11 protein-coding genes and 2 pseudogenes are annotated in these 16,731 nt (G+C 30.7%); 5 read left to right on the top strand and 8 right to left on the bottom strand.

All coding sequences use genetic code 11. The annotated features are described in order from the left end of the window. Positions 1–3 precede the first annotated feature (3 nt). The 4 genes from ATE90_RS00415 to rplU all read right to left on the bottom strand — a co-directional run bounded on the left by ATE90_RS00415 (position 4) and on the right by rplU (position 2,684). Positions 4–561, bottom strand: coding sequence for a YeeE/YedE family protein (locus ATE90_RS00415; protein WP_036782553.1), 558 nt, complete (start codon positions 559–561; stop codon positions 4–6). Between the two features lie 2 nt (positions 562–563). Then, positions 564–1,796, bottom strand: a complete 1,233-nt coding sequence (locus ATE90_RS00410) for a 3-deoxy-D-manno-octulosonic acid transferase (protein WP_036782550.1) — start codon at positions 1,794–1,796, stop codon at positions 564–566. Between the two features lie 96 nt (positions 1,797–1,892). Then, positions 1,893–2,153 (bottom strand): 50S ribosomal protein L27, encoded by a 261-nt coding sequence (rpmA, locus tag ATE90_RS00405; RefSeq protein WP_036782547.1) that lies wholly within the window; start codon positions 2,151–2,153, stop codon positions 1,893–1,895. 27 nt (positions 2,154–2,180) lie between these two features. Next, on the bottom strand, positions 2,181–2,684 hold the full coding sequence (rplU, locus tag ATE90_RS00400; protein ID WP_036782545.1) for a 50S ribosomal protein L21: 504 nt from the start codon (positions 2,682–2,684) through the stop codon (positions 2,181–2,183). A 265-nt stretch (positions 2,685–2,949) separates the two neighbouring features. On the opposite strand from rplU, the gene ATE90_RS00395 reads away from it, so the two are divergent. Together ATE90_RS00395 and ATE90_RS00390 are read left to right on the top strand one after the other, a co-directional pair. Then, positions 2,950–4,272 (top strand): M16 family metallopeptidase, encoded by a 1,323-nt coding sequence (locus tag ATE90_RS00395; protein WP_101450567.1) that lies wholly within the window; start codon positions 2,950–2,952, stop codon positions 4,270–4,272. A 19-nt stretch (positions 4,273–4,291) separates the two neighbouring features. Further along, entirely contained in the window at positions 4,292–6,340 is a 2,049-nt protein-coding gene (locus ATE90_RS00390) for a M16 family metallopeptidase (protein ID WP_101450565.1), read from the top strand. A 113-nt stretch (positions 6,341–6,453) separates the two neighbouring features. Here ATE90_RS00390 and ATE90_RS00385 read toward each other — a convergent pair whose 3' ends face one another. Next, a complete protein-coding gene (locus tag ATE90_RS00385) occupies positions 6,454–7,329 on the bottom strand; it encodes a DMT family transporter (RefSeq protein ID WP_101450563.1) in 876 nt (291 codons plus the stop codon). Between the two features lie 138 nt (positions 7,330–7,467). Between ATE90_RS00385 and ATE90_RS00380 the strand changes: the two genes are divergently transcribed. Then, a complete protein-coding gene (locus tag ATE90_RS00380; protein ID WP_036782534.1) occupies positions 7,468–7,884 on the top strand; it encodes a cation transporter in 417 nt (138 codons plus the stop codon). 67 nt (positions 7,885–7,951) lie between these two features. Here the strand turns inward: ATE90_RS00380 and ATE90_RS00375 are convergent, their stop codons facing one another. From ATE90_RS00375 to ATE90_RS13855, 3 genes and pseudogenes are all read right to left on the bottom strand, one after another. Next, a complete protein-coding gene (locus ATE90_RS00375; protein WP_036782531.1) occupies positions 7,952–9,916 on the bottom strand; it encodes a hypothetical protein in 1,965 nt (654 codons plus the stop codon). Positions 9,917–10,048: 132 nt separating this feature from the next. Further along, positions 10,049–11,629: pseudogene (locus tag ATE90_RS13860) on the bottom strand (TonB-dependent receptor domain-containing protein); the annotation flags it as partial. Between the two features lie 495 nt (positions 11,630–12,124). After that, a pseudogene (locus tag ATE90_RS13855) lies at positions 12,125–12,799 on the bottom strand (carboxypeptidase-like regulatory domain-containing protein); the annotation flags it as partial. 338 nt (positions 12,800–13,137) lie between these two features. Here ATE90_RS13855 and ATE90_RS00365 point away from each other — a divergent pair. Next, the gene (locus tag ATE90_RS00365) at positions 13,138–14,367 is read left to right on the top strand and encodes a porin (protein WP_036782526.1); all 1,230 of its coding nucleotides are present in this window, start codon (positions 13,138–13,140) and stop codon (positions 14,365–14,367) included. 75 nt (positions 14,368–14,442) lie between these two features. Next, entirely contained in the window at positions 14,443–16,722 is a 2,280-nt protein-coding gene (locus tag ATE90_RS00360; protein ID WP_036782522.1) for an inorganic phosphate transporter, read from the top strand. The last annotated feature ends 9 nt before the right edge of the window (positions 16,723–16,731 follow it).

The raw sequence follows: 16,731 nt of genomic DNA, 5'->3' as shown, positions 1-16,731 counted from the left end.
AACTTAAAATAACATAGGAATTATAAACCAAGTGGCAATGATGCCCCCAATAAAAAAACCAATTACTGCCAATAAAGACGGTAATTGCAAACTGCTTAAACCTGTAATTGCATGACCAGAAGTGCAGCCCCCTGCATAACGTGTTCCAAAACCAATAAAAAGGCCTGAAATTAAAAGAATTAAAAATCCTTTTAAAGAAAAGAAGACCTCTTCTCCAAAAATTTCATCGGGAAAATATTGTCTCCCGACATTTGAAAATCCTAAATCTATTAACTCTTGAACTGTTGTTGGATTTAAATCTATATCTTGGTTTGGAATTAAATATACTGCAGAAATAAATCCACCAATAATTAATCCAATAACAAATAGCAATGCAAAATCTCGTTCCTTCCAATCTTTTTTAAAGTAGTCAGAAACTTTCCCTGCACCAGCAATTGTACATAGAGTTTCAAAGTTTTTTGAAGCTCCAAAATTTTGACCAAAATAAAAATATAATAACAACGAAATAGCAATCAAAGGCCCTCCAACATACCAAGGCCAAGGTTGTAATATAATATCCATTTTTACAAGTGAGTATTTAAATAATCCATAATTAATTTTGTTGCTCCCAAATTTTCTTGAATATATTTCTGATTAATTTTACCAGTTGATTTTCTATATTCTTCATCCGATTTTAACTTCATTAAAACCCTTAAAAACTCACCTTGATTGCGGATAGAAATACATCCTTTTAAACCAACCAAATCGACAGCTTCCTTAAATTTATTGTATTTATTTCCAATCACCACAGGAATTCCGAAAGTTGCTGGCTCTAAAATATTATGCAAACCGGTTCTTAAACCTCCACCAACATAAGCAACATCTCCAGCTGCGTAAATTTTGGTTAAAACACCAATGGTATCAATGATAAAAACACTGTATTCTGATAAATTCTTATAAGCTTTGGTTGAATATAAAACAGTTCTTTTATTGATAGATTTTTGCAATTCTAAAATAGCTTCTTGCTTCATATTATGAGGCGCAATAATAAATTTCTCCTTTTCTGATGCCTTATTATTAATATAATTTACTAATAACTCTTCATCTTCTTGCCAAGTACTACCTGCTATAAATGTGTATTGATTATCTTTAAATTCATCAATAAAATCAATTGTATTATCTTGTTTTAAAATTTTTGAGACTCTATCAAAACGCGTGTCTCCAGCGATTGTAACATTCTCAAAGTTGATAGAGTTCAGTAATTCTTTAGAATTTTTATCTTGTACAAAGAAATGACAAAAGGCGTTCAACGATTTTCGCATAAAACCACCATAATTTTTAAAGAAAATCTGATTTTCCCTTAAAATACCTGAAACTAAAATGGTTGGAATTTCTTTTAATTTTAACTCATTTAAAAGATTTGGCCAAAATTCATACTTTATAAAAATTGCAAATTTTGGATTTACACTTTTTATAAACTTTCTTGCATTAGCTTTACTATCTAACGGCAAATAACAAATAACATCCGCTAAAGTATAATTTTTACGAACTTCATATCCTGAAGGAGAAAAAAAAGTAACTAATATCTTATACCGGTCGTGTGTTTTTTTTAATTCCTCTATAATGGGTCTTGCTTGTTCAAACTCCCCAAGAGAAGCTACATGAAACCAAATAACATTTTCGTTTTTTATTTCCCTAATTTTTGAAAAACTCTCTTTTCTTCCTTCAACAAAAAGTTTTAGTTTTTTATTAAATAAAGCTACTATTGGCAATAGCTGAGAGGTAGCAAAAACAAAAAAGTTATATAAAACTTTCATAGCTGTAAAAATACAAAACGGATTTGTTTTAAAAGCAAAAAAAGTTCAAGCAAATAAATGCTTGAACTTTTTTAATTTTATAAAAAGCTAAGTTTCTTAAGCTTCAAAAGGCGTAATAGATACATACGATCTATTATCCTTTTTCTTTCTGAACTCAACAACTCCATCAACTTTTGCATGTAAAGTATGATCTTTACCCATGTAAACGTTTTCTCCTGGATTGTGTGTTGTTCCTCTTTGACGAACAATAATATTTCCTGCAATTGCAGCTTGTCCTCCAAATATTTTAACTCCTAGACGTTTCGATTCTGATTCTCTACCATTCTTCGAACTACCTACTCCTTTTTTATGTGCCATGATGTTATGGTTTTAAAATTGAAATTCTTATTTAGTTAAAGCAACAATTAATTCAGCTTTCTTTAAAGAAGTATATCCAGAGATACCTTGCTCTTTCGCAGCTGCTTTTAATTCCGCAACAGTCATAGAACTATAATCTGTTGAGGCTTTTTTTACTTCAGCTTTAGGAGCAGCTTCCTTTTTAGGAGCAGCTACTTTTTTTGCTGATTTTTTAGCACCAGTAACAGCGATAGATTCAATTTGAATCTCGCTTAAATACTGTCTGTGTCCATTTTTCTTTTGGTAACCTTTTCTTCTTTTCTTTTTGAAAACGATTACTTTATCACCTTTTAAGTGACTTAGAATTTGAGCTGTTACTGAAGCTCCTTCTATAGCTGGGGCGCCAATCACTACACTTCCTTCATTATCAAGTAAAAGAACATTATCAAAAGTTACTTTTGATCCTGCCTCTCCTTGCAAACGGTGAACGTATACTTTCTGGTCTTTTGCTACTTTAAATTGCTGCCCTGCTATCTCTACGATTGCGTACATACTATTAGTTTTGCGTATTTATACTTATTATTTGCTCTTTCTTAATGAAATTGCGGGAGCAAATATACGTCTTTTTTATAATCTTGCAATAGCACTATGAAAATAGTTGCATGAAAATCAATATAATAAATTAACATTAAATTTTTTTTAAAAAAGTTTAATCTTGTTATTTTTGGGTTAATCAAAAATTTTACGCTCTTATTAGTAACAAATTAAATTTATTGCGTCAAATAAGAATCTTATTATTAACTTAAAAAAAAAGTCAATGAAAAAAAGTATTTTATCTCTTGCTTCAGCTATGTTGTTTGTGTTTTCTACAAATGCTCAAAAAGTTGAATTTGAAGAGTACAATTTAGACAATGGAATGCATGTTATTCTGCATCAAGATGATTCTGCACCAGTAGTTACTGTTGCTGTAATGTACCATGTTGGTGCTAAAGATGAAGTTGATGGAAAAACAGGAATGGCTCATTTTTATGAACACTTATTGTTTACTGGTACTAAGAATATAGACAGAGGAAAATGGAGTGAAATTACTTCTGCAAGAGGTGGAACAGGAAACGCAAATACTAATTGGGATAGAACTTATTATTATCAAACATTCCCTTCAAATGAATTAAAACTAGCTTTATGGATGGAAGCTGAGAGATTATCTCATCCTATTATAGACCAAAAAGCAGTTGACACACAAAATGAAGTTGTAAAAGAAGAAAAGCGACAAAGAATGGATAATGCTCCTTATGGAAAAGTTATTTATGGTGATGTTTACAGTCATATTTTTGATAATCATAATTATGGTAGACCCATGATTGGTTATATAAAAGATTTAGACGCAGCCAAATTAGAAGAATTTCAGGCTTTCTATAATAAATGGTATATGCCTAATAATGCCGTTTTAGTAGTTGCTGGAGATTTTGAAAAAGGAGATGCAAAATCTATCATTAACGATTATTTTGCTTCAATACCTGCAAGAACAAAACCTGAAAGAAATAAAGTTATAGAGCCTGAAAGAACTTCGGAAAAAAGAGTCGTAGAATATGACGCTAACATTCAGTTACCTTTATTAGGTTTAGCATACAAAACTCCTGCTATGAGCGAAAGGGATGCGAAAGTTTTAGACGTTATTTCTACAGTTTTAAGTAACGGTAAAAGTTCTAGATTATATAAAAAATTAGTTGATGACAAGAAAATGGCGCTTCAAGCTTTTTCTTTTTCTAGACCTCTAGAAGATTATAGTGTTTACATTATTGGTTCTATTGTAGCTGGCGGAACATCTAATGACGACATCATAAAAGAAATGGATGAAGAAATTATAAAACTTCAAACAGAGTTAATTTCTGATAAAGACTTACAAAAAGTTAGAAACAAGTTTGAGAATCAATTTGTAGCATCTAACTCTAGTGTTACAGGAATTGCTAATTCTTTAGCAAGAAACTACATGTTAGTTGGTGATACTGATAGAATTAATAAAGAATTAGAAATTATTAATTCTATTACTAAAGAAGAAGTTAGAGACGTAGCTATTAAATATTTAGCTAAAAACAGACGTGTAATAATGGATTATTTACCAGAATCGCAAAAGAAATAATAAAACTAAACTAAGAAGAATGAAAACAAAGATATATTCAATAATTACACTTTTATTTCTATCATTAAGTATTTCTGCTCAAGTAGATAGATCTAAAATGCCAGAACCAGGACCAGCTCCTAAAATTAATATTGGAACTCCAGAAAAATTTACACTACCAAATGGCTTACAAGTTTTGGTTGTAGAAAACCATAAATTACCTAGAGTTTCTTTAACCTTAGATATCGACAATCCACCAATGGCTAAAGGAGATAAAAAAGGAGTAGAAGGTTTTGTAGGAGGAATGTTAGGAACAGGAAGTACAACTATTTCAAAAGAAAAATTTGATCAAGAAGTAGATTATTTAGGTGCAAACATTTCTTTTGGGTCACAAAGTGGTTTTGCAAGTTCTTTATCTAAGTATTTTCCTAGAGTTTTAGAACTAATGGCAGATGCAGCTTTTAATCCCGTATTTAATCAAGAAGAGTTTGACAAGCAAATGAAGCAATCTTTAGACGGAATTAAAAACAGCGAAAATAGTGTAACTGCAATTGCTGGTAGAGTAGATAATCTGCTTACTTATGGTAAAAACCATCCTTATGGTGAATTTACTTCAGAAACTACTTTAAAAAACATCACTTTACAAGACGTAAAAGATTTATACAATAAAAGTTTTAAACCTAATAATGCCTACTTGGTTATTATGGGAGATGTAGATTTTAAAACTGTAAAGAAACAGGTAACTAAATTATTTGGCAACTGGCAAAAAGGAGAGATAGCAACCTCAACTTTACCAGAAATTAAAAATCCTAAAACAACAGAAATCAACTTTATTAATATGCCAAATGCAGTGCAATCAGAACTTGCAATTATTAATGTTGTTGATTTAAAAATGGGAGATAAAGATTATTATGCTGCTCTTTTAGCTAACCAAATTCTTGGTGGTGGTGGAACAGGTCGGCTTTACAAAAACTTACGTGAAGACAAAGGTTATACTTACGGAGCGTATTCTGGAATTGGAGCAAGCAGGTATGCAAGTCGCTTTAAAGCTTCTTCTTCAGTACGAAACATAGTTACAGATAGTGCTGTAGTAGAAACAATGAAAGAAATTAATAAAGTACGTTACCAAATATCAACCCAAGAAGAATTAGATATTGCAAAGGCTAAATATGTAGGTAGTTTTGTTAGAAATGTAGAAAAACCATCTACGATAGCTAATTATGCCTTAAACATATTACAAAACAATTTACCTTCAGATTATTACGAAAAATATTTAGCAAACATAAATGCTGTTACTTTAGAAGATGTGCAAAATGCTGCTTTAAAATATTTTAGAGGAGATAAAGCAAGAATAGTAATTACAGGAAAAGGTATTGATGTTCTTAAAAATCTTGAAAAAACAGATTATGTAATTAAATATTTTGATAAAGAAGGAAACCCTTCGGTTAAACCGGAAATGACATTACCAATTCCTGAGGGAATGACAGCCGCCAATGTAGTTGACAAATATTTTGAAGCTATTGGAGACAAAGAGAAAGTGATGGCAGTAAAAACTGTAATGACCGTTTCAAGCGCAACTATTCAAGGAACTCCTCTAGTAATGACTGTAAAAAATGCTGCACCAAATAAAACTTCTCAAATAATTACTGTAATGGGTAATGTTGCTCAAAAAGCTGTTTTTGATGGTGCAAAGGGATATCAAGAAGCAAGAGGTCAAAAAATGGATATGCAACCAGCACAGATAGAAGAAGCTAAATTAAGTATGGCTCCTTTTGCTGATATGGCTTACAAAAAAGGAAAATTAAATAGGATTGAACCTATTGATGGTAAAAATTATTTTGTTATCACATTCAATGAAACTGAAGTTTTCTACGATATGAAATCGGGTTTAAAGTTTCAAGAAGTGAAAACGGTAAAAACTCCTGATGGCAGAGAAGTAAAAGTACCTACTACTTTTAGTGATTATAAAGAAGTTGATGGAATTTTATTTCCTCATTCTATGGGTTCTAAAATGGGACCAATGGATTTAAACTTTATAACAAAAGAAATTAAAATAAATGAGGGTGTCTCTGATGCTGATTTTGAATAATATTGTTTAATATACTGCTTTTAAAAGAGTCTAAACTTATCGTTTTGGCTCTTTTTTTTTGTAAAAAAATATTTTACTAAAAATCGAGAAACTCACTTTTTTAAAGCTTTAAATCATTTCTTTTTATTAACCAAATACACGCCTAATAAAATAATAATCCCTGCAAAAACTTGAAGTACACTTAATTTTTCATCATCTAAAATTCCCCAAAATATTGCCACCAAAGGAATTAAATATGTTACAGACGACGAAAAAACAGGATCTGAAATATGCACCAATTTATTATAAATAGTTTTTGCAATTCCAGTTCCTACAATTGATAAAACTGCTAAATACCCTAAAGATTGCATTAAAACCTCATCATTAAAGTCCAACGTTACAAAGAAATCTGTAAAAACTAAAACTATAATTGCAGGAACAAGTAGTAATAAAAAATTACCAGTTGTAATTGCCAATGCATCTAAATCACTCAAATACTTCTTTATCATGTTAGCATTTAATGCATACCCAACAGAGCCGATAATGATTAAAAAAGCATACCAATAATTCTGATTTGGATTTAAAGAAGCCCCATTTAATATTAGAATTAAAGTTCCTATCAACCCAATTACAATTCCATAAAATTGTGTTCTTTTAAAAACGAAACCAAACAAGGTTGCTCCAAAAATTAAGGTGTTAAAAGGAGTTAAAGAGTTTAAAATAGCCACAATAGAACTGTCTATTGTTGTAATTGCAAACGCGAATAAAAACCCAGGAATAAAAGTTCCTGCCAAAGATGTGTACACAATATATTTATAATGTTTCTTTTGGATTTTTTTTAATGAGGGAAAAGCAACCGAAAGCAAAAAAATGGCAGTAAAAATCATTCTTAAGGCACCTAATTGAATAGGAGTTACGCCTAGCAAGGCTTTCTTCATTAAGATAAAAGAACTTCCCCAAACCAAAGAAAGTAAAATTAAGTACAACCATTTTAGTTGTTGATTATTCATAAGTCTGGTTAATTTTATGCTAAAGTCTGAAAATTATTTAAATACATGTCTAAATATTAATAAATTTGTAGCATAATCTATTAACAAATTACAATAATCCTTTAAAGTGATTTCTATAAACTTCTAAAATTTAGTCTTATGAAAATTCAAAAAATAATATTCTCTATAATAATTGTATGTTGCTTTTTAACGAGTTGTAAAACAGCGGTAAAAAAAGAAAATATTTCTTTAGCCATTTCTGGAATGACTTGCGAAATTGGTTGTGCAAAAACCATTCAATCTAAATTATCTAAAAAGGAAGGTGTTTTAAATGCCAAAGTTATTTTTAATGATAGCACCGCTAACATTGAATTTGATGCAAATACAACTTCTAAAAAAGATTTAATTTCTTTTGTAAGTGGTATTGCAGGAGGTGATTTATACACGGCTTCTGAAACCTCTAAAAAAATGCATGATTGTTCTGAGACTTGTAAAGAAAGTTGTGAAATGAAAACTGATAAAACAGCATGTAAGAAAGATTGTAAAATGGCGTGTTGTGCAAACAAGAAGGGTTAAATAAATTTATTTTACAAAAAAAAGGCAGACTTTTCAGAGTCTGCCTTTTTTTTGTAAAATCTAATTCTTATAGACCTGCATTTTTCCATGACCAAGCGCTAACATCAACTTTAGTTCCTGTTTTATAATCCGCAGAAGTAGATGCAGCAACTCCGTCAATAATAACATTTGTTAATGGACCATCATCTTTCATATCTATATTTTTATCATAGCCTTCTAGCCAGATATTTGTAATAGTTCCTCCAGAAGTTTTCTTAAACTGTAAAGCTGTACCACCTTGTGAAGAAATTGCAGTTAGGTTTACAAATTTAGGGTTTCCATTATCTTTATCTCCTTCAAAAGCGGTAGAAAAACCAGCTATTGTATGCGAAATATAGGTGTCTGTTAAAGTACCATTCCAACCTTCTGTCCAATCTACAGAATCATCTTCGTTGTTTTCTAAATAAATATTGGATGCCGAAACTGTTCCTCCAAAAAATTCAACACCATCATCTGCTCCATCTATTACGGAAATATTTTCTAATGTAGTTCCAGAGCCTACTGCGTAAAAAGAAATTCCATTGTATTGAGAGTCTGCATTAATTTGAGCTCCTGTTCCTTTAATTACTAAATATGTAATAGAACCTGAACTATCTGCATCATTTGTTCCTCCATAAATAAAACCACCAACTTCTGCTTCTGCATTTACCCCCGCAGATGTTGTTGCATCTCCACAAATTGTTAAACCTCCCCAATCTCCCGGGTTTCCTTCAGAGGAGGAAAATACAACTGGATTATCAGCTGTGCCTTGTATGTCAATTTTACCTCCTTTTAAAACAGCAATATAAACTCCCGTTCCGCCATCTCTAGCCTCAATTTTTGTGCCTGCCGGAATTATTAATTCGCCACCAGATTGAACGATATAGGATGAGTTTAATTGGTAATTCACAGAAGCATCTAGTGTTACGGTGTCATTTACGGCTCCTTGTAAAACAGAAGTTGGGATCGATACATTTGAATTTACCCAAGTAAAATCTGACGCTGTTACATTTGGTGTATTTGTATAAGACAATAAAGGATTTGCAACTTCACCATCAATAATTACGTTTGTTAATGACCCTCCATCTTTCATATCTATTGAAACATCATAGCCCGTTAAAGATAAACCTGTAATCGTTCCTCCAGATTCTTTTTTGAATTGCAAAGCTGTTCCACCAACACTAGACACGGCAGTTATATTATTAAACTTAGGGTTTTTGTTATCTTTATCCCCCTCAAAAACGGTAGAAAAACCTGAAATTGTATGAGAAATGTAAGCATTTTCTATAGTACCATTCCAACCTTCTGTCCAATCTATAGAATCATCCTCGTTATTTTCTAAATATAAATTACTTGCAGAAACTGTCCCTCCAAAAAACTCAAATCCATCATCTGAACCGTTTAACACAGCAACATTGCTAATAGTTGTGCCCGAACCAACTGCATATAGAGAGACTCCATTATATTGAGAGTCTGCATTAATTTGAGCTCCAGTTCCCTTTATAATTAAATAGTTAATAGCACCTGAATTGTCTTCATCATTTGATCCTCCGTAAACAAAACCTCCAACTTCTGCTTCTGCATTTGAACCTGCTGTTGTCGTTGCGTCTCCGCAAATTGTTAAACCTCCCCAATCTCCAGGATTTCCTGAAGCAGACGTCATAAATACAGGATTTGAAGAAGTCCCTTGCACATCAATTTTACCTCCTTTTAATATGGCAATATAAACACTTGTTCCTCCATTTGCTGCTTGAATTCTTGTGCCTGCTGGAATTGTTAATGTTGCTCCAGATTCTACAATAAAAGAAGCATTTAAATTATAAATTGTATTCGAATTTAAAGTAAAACTTTCTTCTAAATTTCCGTTCATAATTCCAGATTGTAGGTTCTCTATAACTGGAGATGTTGGCTGCGAAATTATAATATCGGGTTCATCACTGCCACAATTTGTTAATGCCAAAGTAACGATTGAAAAAGCTACTAAATTTAAAATTTTAAAAACTGATTTTTTCATTTTTGTTTAAATAAGGTTATTAATTTTTTACAAAGTTCTTCTCTTATTCTTTAATTTTCTTTACCTAAATATTATTAGTATGTTAGGTTTTAATTTTTTTTTATACTTCTTTGTAAAGTTTTTGTTAATTGCCTAAAAACTATATTTAAAACTTACTGTTAATTGACTTCCTTTTTTGTAGGATAGTACAGTTTCATTGGTTTCTATGGCAGAAATTAAGTTTCTAACTTTTTGAGTCTGCTTAATTTCTGGGTTCAATAAATTACGACCCACTAACTTTACTTGTAAGTTTTTAGTTACGTCTTTGCTCATTACTAAGTCTAATGTTACAAATCCTTTTTCTATAATTTCATCATTGTATAAAGCGGCACTGTTTGCAAAATCTTCTGGAGACCCTAGTGCAAATATTCTATCTGAAGAATAGTTTCCTGTTAAAGTTGCTATAAACTCTTTTTCTTTTTTATCTCCATAACTTATCGATCCATTTGCAATAAAGTCTGACGCTCCTTGCAAACTAGATTCTGTAATATTTTTGTACTGAAAGTCTTTTAATAAATCTTGTTTTAGCCACATTTTTGTAAGATTGGCAGTCATATTTAAAACACTTTCATCATCTTCATTCTTTAGTAAAGCTGTTCTAGCTTCTAATTCAAAACCATAAATATTTACTTTTTCTCCCGTATTAGAATAGATAAAATATCCTGATGATCCTCTTGTTTGAGATAAGTTGATTGGGTTCTTAATTTGTTTCTGAAAAACTGTTGCAGAAAACAATTGTCCTCTTTGTGGAAAAAATTCATACTTCAAATCAAAATTATAAATTTCTAATTTTTCTAAATTAGGATTCCCCTTGGTTACACGGCCTGTTGGAGACACATATTCAAAAGGAGACAATTCTTTAAACTCTGGTAACGTTTGCGTTATACTTGATGCAAAACGTAAGAACTGATTTTCATTTAACTCATATTTTAAGTTTACACTTGGATATAAACTTTCGTACACTCTATTTAAAGTTCCTACTCTTCCAACAAAATTGGCAACATCCCAAATAACATCAATTTCGTCTCTTTCAAAACGCAAACCTAAATTACCAGATAATTTATTCTCTAGTTGAAAATCGAAGTTGACAAAACCTGCCATTATATCCAAATCTGCTTGATATCTATCTGCATCTCTTAACCTTAAGGTTAATCCGTTATTAAAACCCGCAGAAGTAAATGTCGATGATAAATCATCTACTGAAGGCGCAGTAAATTCTTTTGAACGAACACCTACAAACTGAGATTTAAAATATCTTTCTTTATGTCTAAAATTTAAACCATAGTTTAAAGAATAAGGTTTGTTATCATCTTCATCTTTTAAACCTAAAGCCCATCTGTTTTCTATAAGACCATTGTACTCTGTATCTTCAATTTTTTGAGTAGATTTTCTTTGTTGAAAGTCGCCAACGTGCGCATATTGAATGGTTGGCGAAGAAGTAACATCTAAAATATTCACTTCATTTCTAATTCTATTTGGTTCTTCTGCTAATACAAAATTATAACCTCCAGCCCAATTTAAAGTATTGCTTTCATTCCAATTATGGGTCCCTAATAACTGATTGATAAAAAGTGTAGTTTGCTTAAAGTTTTGATCTCTTACAAAAGCTCCAGTTTCTTGAGGGTCTTGATCAAAAACATATCCTAAACCATTTCTACCTTGTTCGTATAAATTATCAACACCGGTATTTACAAAGAGTGTATTATATTTAATTTTATTATTTTCATTTAATTTTAGACTAACATTTACATAACCTGTAGTGTTCGAATTAGACACATATTGTTCTGCATCCGTAAATTCTCTATCTAAGATATTAGATCTGTAGGCTCTAAAAATTCCTTTATTATGTTCAAAAGATTTAGCATGAGAACCGGTAACAAAAATAGCTACCTCTTTTCCGAACATTTCAAATTTTCTGCCAGCAGAAAAAGAGCCATTAAAGTTGATTGGAGTAGCTACACTTTCTGTATCCCAACCTTGGAAAGTAATCAAATTTTGCAGTGCATACTGCTTTTTGTGAAACCCCAAAGTAACGTCCTTATTACTAATAGTAGTTCTAAAATCATCCGAAAGATTTGCAACATTGGTATTGGTGCCTCCTGCCAAAGAAATTGAAAAACCTCTTTTCGAATACTCTTTAGAGTTTACATCTACATTTCCAGAACCTTGATCTGCATAACTTGAAGTTGTGTATGTTTTACTAATCCCAACATTTTTAATGATATTTGTAGAAAATAAATTAAGATTTATGTTTTTATTGTTAACATCGTCAGAAGGAATTGGCAATCCATTCATTGTTGTAGATAAATACCGATCCCCTAAACCTCTTATATAAATATCTCCAGAACTTTCACTTTTAGTAACTCCAGATATTTTAGTTGTTGCATTTGCAGCATTCGAAATACCAATTTTAGCTAAAGTTTGGGCTCCAATACTTTCTTTAATTACAACGGCTTTCTTTTGATCTAATAAAAGTGCACTTGCAGACTCTTTACTTGAACTTGTTTTTATTATAATATCGTCTAAAGCAACGCCTTCCTCTGCAGATAATAATTGATTAATTGTAATGGTTTCTCCGTCTTTTATAGAAAATGATTTTTCAACTTCTTTATATCCTAAAAAACTAAAAACCACAATATGATTTCCTGCAGGTACTTTTAAAAAATAGTTACCATCAAAATCTGAAGTAGTTCCTATAGCAGTGCCCTTAATAATTATGTTTGCAAACGGTAAAGATTCATTGTTTGTTTCTTTGTCTGTTAACAACCCTTTTAGTGTGCCTTTGTCTTGAGCGTTTATAAACTGACTCAAAGCTAACAAAGTAATAAATAAAATTTTCTTCATTTTTAGTATATAATTTCCTACTGCAAAAGTCTACTTGATTTGTAAATTCTATGTTACTTGTAAATTATGATTGTATTACAGAAACATTAACTAAATGTTAAATTGAAAAAAACGTTAACCTTATTTTAATTTTAAAAAAATCTAAAACTTAATTATAGTTTGCATTTTTGTAGCAATCTTAAGAGATTAAATGTCATCATAAATCAATTAGTTTTTGTCGACTTGTTTATATGACTAACTGCCTTTGATCAAGGCAGTTTTTTTTTGTTTTCTTAATGCTCTATTAACATTAAATTAACACAACTATAAGTTCTTTGCAGCGACAAAAACTAATAATTATGAAATTATCTAAACTACACTTTGTAGTTACTTTAATTTGCATCTCTGCTTTTTTAAGTATAAATGCACAAGAAACCAATGCTCCAAAATTTGGAAAAGGATTATTTAACTTAGTAGGAAAAGACAGTACTTTTACTATGAAAGTAGGATTAAGATTCCAAACTTTAGCAACTTCTCAATGGGATGCTGATAATGGTTTATCTAACCCAGAATCTTCTATGTTAATTAGAAGGTCTCGTTTAAAATTTGATGGTTGGGCTTTTTCTCCAAAATTGAAATATAAAGTTGAACTAGGTTTATCTAACAGAGATCAATCTGGCGCATCTTATTTTACACATGATGCTCCTAGATATATTTTAGACGCTGTTTTAAAATGGAATTTTAGCGGAAATTTTGTTTTATGGGTTGGTCAAACTAAACTTCCAGGAAATAGAGAGCGTGTGATTTCTTCTGCAAACTTGCAACAAGTAGATCGTTCTTTATTAAATAGCAGATTCAATATAGATCGTGATATAGGTATTCAATTAAGACATAAATTTAACCTTACTAATACTTTCTTGGTGAAAGAAATTTTTTCTATTGCGCAAGGTGAAGGAAGAAACATTACGAGAGGAAATGTTGGAGGACATCAATATACAACTAGAGTTGAGTTATTTCCTTTTGGGGATTTTACGAGTAAAGGAGATTATAAAGGAAGTGATTTAAAATTTGAACAAGCCCCAAAATTATCTATTGGTGTTGCATATGATTTTAACAATAATGCATCTAAAACAAGAAGCAATCAAGGTTCCTATATGTTTATAAATGGCACCTCAGCAAGTTCAAGTGCTGAGTTTTATCAGACTAATATTTCTACTGTATTTATTGATGCCATGTACAAACATAAAGGCTTTTCTTTTATGGCTGAATATGCAAATAGAACTGCAGAAGATGCTCTTGCTAAAAATTCCGATGGAACTTTAACAGGAGATGAAGTACAAGTTGGGAACGGTTTAAATATACAAACTGGGTATTTACTTTCTAAAACGGTAGAGGTTTCTGGACGTTATACTAATATCTCTTTAGATAAAAATATTACTGGAAAAGGTGCTGAAAATCAATATACATTGGGTTTATCTAAATATATTGCTGGTCATAAATTAAAAGTTCAAACAGATATAAGCTATACAGATATTGGTTTTAAAACAAATCAATTATTATATAGATTACAGGTTGATATTCACTTTTAATAAAAATTAATATAACATAAAGGTAACATTCACTATTTAATGTGTTTGTAAATTTGCAAAACTAAATTTTAAATTATGGATAATATTTATTTACTTATTTTGATTGCTATAACGGTATTAGCTGTTGCTGATATAATTGTAGGTGTAAGTAACGACGCAATTAACTTTTTAAATTCTGCAATTGGATCTAAAGCTCTATCTCTTAGAACTATTATGATTGTTGCTAGTTTAGGTATTTTTATAGGTGCCGTTTTTTCAAGTGGAATGATGGAAGTTGCAAGAAAAGGGATATTTGTTCCTGCTCAATTTGAGTTTGGAGAAATTATGCTAATTTTTATGGCTGTAATGATAACAGACATATTATTGCTAGATTTTTTTAACACACTAGGTCTTCCAACGTCAACAACAGTTTCTATTGTTTTCAATTTATTAGGAGCTGCAGTAGTAATGTCTTTAATAAAAATTAGCCATTCAGAATCTGAGACTATCGCTGACTTAGGGAATTATATAAATACTGCAAAAGCAATTGAAATTATAACAGGAATTCTACTTTCTGTAGTAATTGCTTTCTCTGTAGGGGCATTTGTTCAATGGGTTTCTAGACTTATATTTACTTTTAATTATGAAAAAAGAATAAAAAATTTTGGTGTACTTTTTGGAGGTGTAGCATTAACTGCAATTACCTATTTCATCTTTCTTAAAGGTTTAAAAGGAACGCCCTATTATAAAGAATTAAAAAGTTTATTAGATGGAAATGAAATCTATATAATTATAGGAAGTTTTGTATTCTGGACGTTATTTTCATTTATTTTTGAAAAACTAACTAAAAAAACTGTTCTGCTTGTAGTTATTGCAATTGGAACTTTTGGATTAGCGCTAGCATTTTCAGGAAATGATTTAGTGAATTTTATTGGTGTACCAATGGCAGCGTATCATTCATACGAAGCATGGATTGCTGGAGGAATGGATTCCACGATGTCTATGGCAGTTTTAGAGAAAAAAGTTCCTGCTGAACCTGTATTATTATTTATTGCAGGAACAATAATGGTGCTTACTCTATGGTTTTCTAAAAAAGCAAAAACAGTTGCCGAAACAGAAATTAGCCTTTCACGTCAAGGTGAAACTCATGAGAAATTTGAACCTAATCGTATCTCAAGGGCTATTGTAAAAGTTACTTCACAATTATCAAGTTATTTTTCTGCTGTAGTACCATCTTCAATTAGCGAAAGTTTAAGTAAAAGTTTTGAAAAACCGAATTTTACAATGACTAAGAACCAGAGTATAGAAGCTCCTGCTTTTGATATGATTCGTGCCTCAGTAAATTTAATGGTGGCTGGAGTTTTAATTGCAATTGCAACTTCTATGAAGTTACCATTATCAACTACCTACGTTACTTTTATGGTGGCTATGGGAACTTCTTTAGCCGATCGTGCTTGGGGAAGAGAAAGTGCTGTATATAGAGTAGCTGGAGTTTTAAACGTAATTGGTGGTTGGTTTGGTACTGCAATAGGAGCTTTTATTGCTGCAGGAATTGTTGTATTCTTAATTAACTTTAATGCAATTGTTATAATACCAATTTTACTTTTATTAACTGTAATTTTATTATACAGAAACTACAAATTTCACAAAACAAAATCAACAAAAACTATTGATGAAGATAGTTTAAGTGAAGCTGAAGGCAGCTCTGTTCAAGGTGTTATTCATGAAAGTGCAAAAAACATTTCTAAAGTAGTTAAGCGTACTAATAAAATTTATTCTAATACTATAGACGGTTTAGCAAAACAAGAATTATCATTACTTAAAAAGAGCAAAAATCAAGTTGTAAAACTTTCAGATGAAATTGATGATTTAAGAGATAATATCACTTATTTTATTAAAAATCTAGATGCATCTAGTTTGCAAGCAAGTGGATTTTATATTAATATTTTAGGTTACTTACAAGACATGTCTCAATCTTTAGAATATATTTCTAAAATAAGTTATAGACACATTAACAACAACCATAAACAATTAAAATCAGGTCAAATTAAAGAACTTAAAGAGATTGTTGATAAGCTTGAAGTTTTATTTAGTGATATTGAAAAAGCATTTAAATCTGAGTCATTTGAAGAAATTGGAGTTATCTTGAATGAAAAGAAAATGGTTTATAATTTATTAAATGAAAAAATCGAAAAACAGATTGAACGAACTCGTTCAGAAGAATCAAGTCCAAAAAACACAACTTTACACTTTGGGTTGCTTCTAGAAACGAAAGATTTAGTTGATGCAACTATGAATCTTTTAGAAGAGTATCATAACTCTTTTGATAGTTCAATTGAGCCTGCTACGATTAGCGTTTCAAAAGAAAATAAATAACACAATAAT

Source organism: Polaribacter sp. Hel1_33_96 (assembly GCF_002846595.1).
In the GTDB taxonomy this organism is placed as follows: domain Bacteria; phylum Bacteroidota; class Bacteroidia; order Flavobacteriales; family Flavobacteriaceae; genus Polaribacter.
The sequence above is the reverse complement of the archived record's forward strand: the minus strand, read 5'-3'. Positions and strand labels throughout refer to the sequence as shown.

Coding starts and splice junctions, on each gene's coding strand:
- ATE90_RS00415 (WP_036782553.1), bottom strand. CDS start 561: ATGGATATTATATTACAACCTTGGCCTTGGTATGTTGGAGGGCCTTTG.
- ATE90_RS00410 (WP_036782550.1), bottom strand. CDS start 1,796: ATGAAAGTTTTATATAACTTTTTTGTTTTTGCTACCTCTCAGCTATTG.
- rpmA (WP_036782547.1), bottom strand. CDS start 2,153: ATGGCACATAAAAAAGGAGTAGGTAGTTCGAAGAATGGTAGAGAATCA.
- rplU (WP_036782545.1), bottom strand. CDS start 2,684: ATGTACGCAATCGTAGAGATAGCAGGGCAGCAATTTAAAGTAGCAAAA.
- ATE90_RS00395 (WP_101450567.1), top strand. CDS start 2,950: ATGAAAAAAAGTATTTTATCTCTTGCTTCAGCTATGTTGTTTGTGTTT.
- ATE90_RS00390 (WP_101450565.1), top strand. CDS start 4,292: ATGAAAACAAAGATATATTCAATAATTACACTTTTATTTCTATCATTA.
- ATE90_RS00385 (WP_101450563.1), bottom strand. CDS start 7,329: ATGAATAATCAACAACTAAAATGGTTGTACTTAATTTTACTTTCTTTG.
- ATE90_RS00380 (WP_036782534.1), top strand. CDS start 7,468: ATGAAAATTCAAAAAATAATATTCTCTATAATAATTGTATGTTGCTTT.
- ATE90_RS00375 (WP_036782531.1), bottom strand. CDS start 9,916: ATGAAAAAATCAGTTTTTAAAATTTTAAATTTAGTAGCTTTTTCAATC.
- ATE90_RS00365 (WP_036782526.1), top strand. CDS start 13,138: ATGAAATTATCTAAACTACACTTTGTAGTTACTTTAATTTGCATCTCT.
- ATE90_RS00360 (WP_036782522.1), top strand. CDS start 14,443: ATGGATAATATTTATTTACTTATTTTGATTGCTATAACGGTATTAGCT.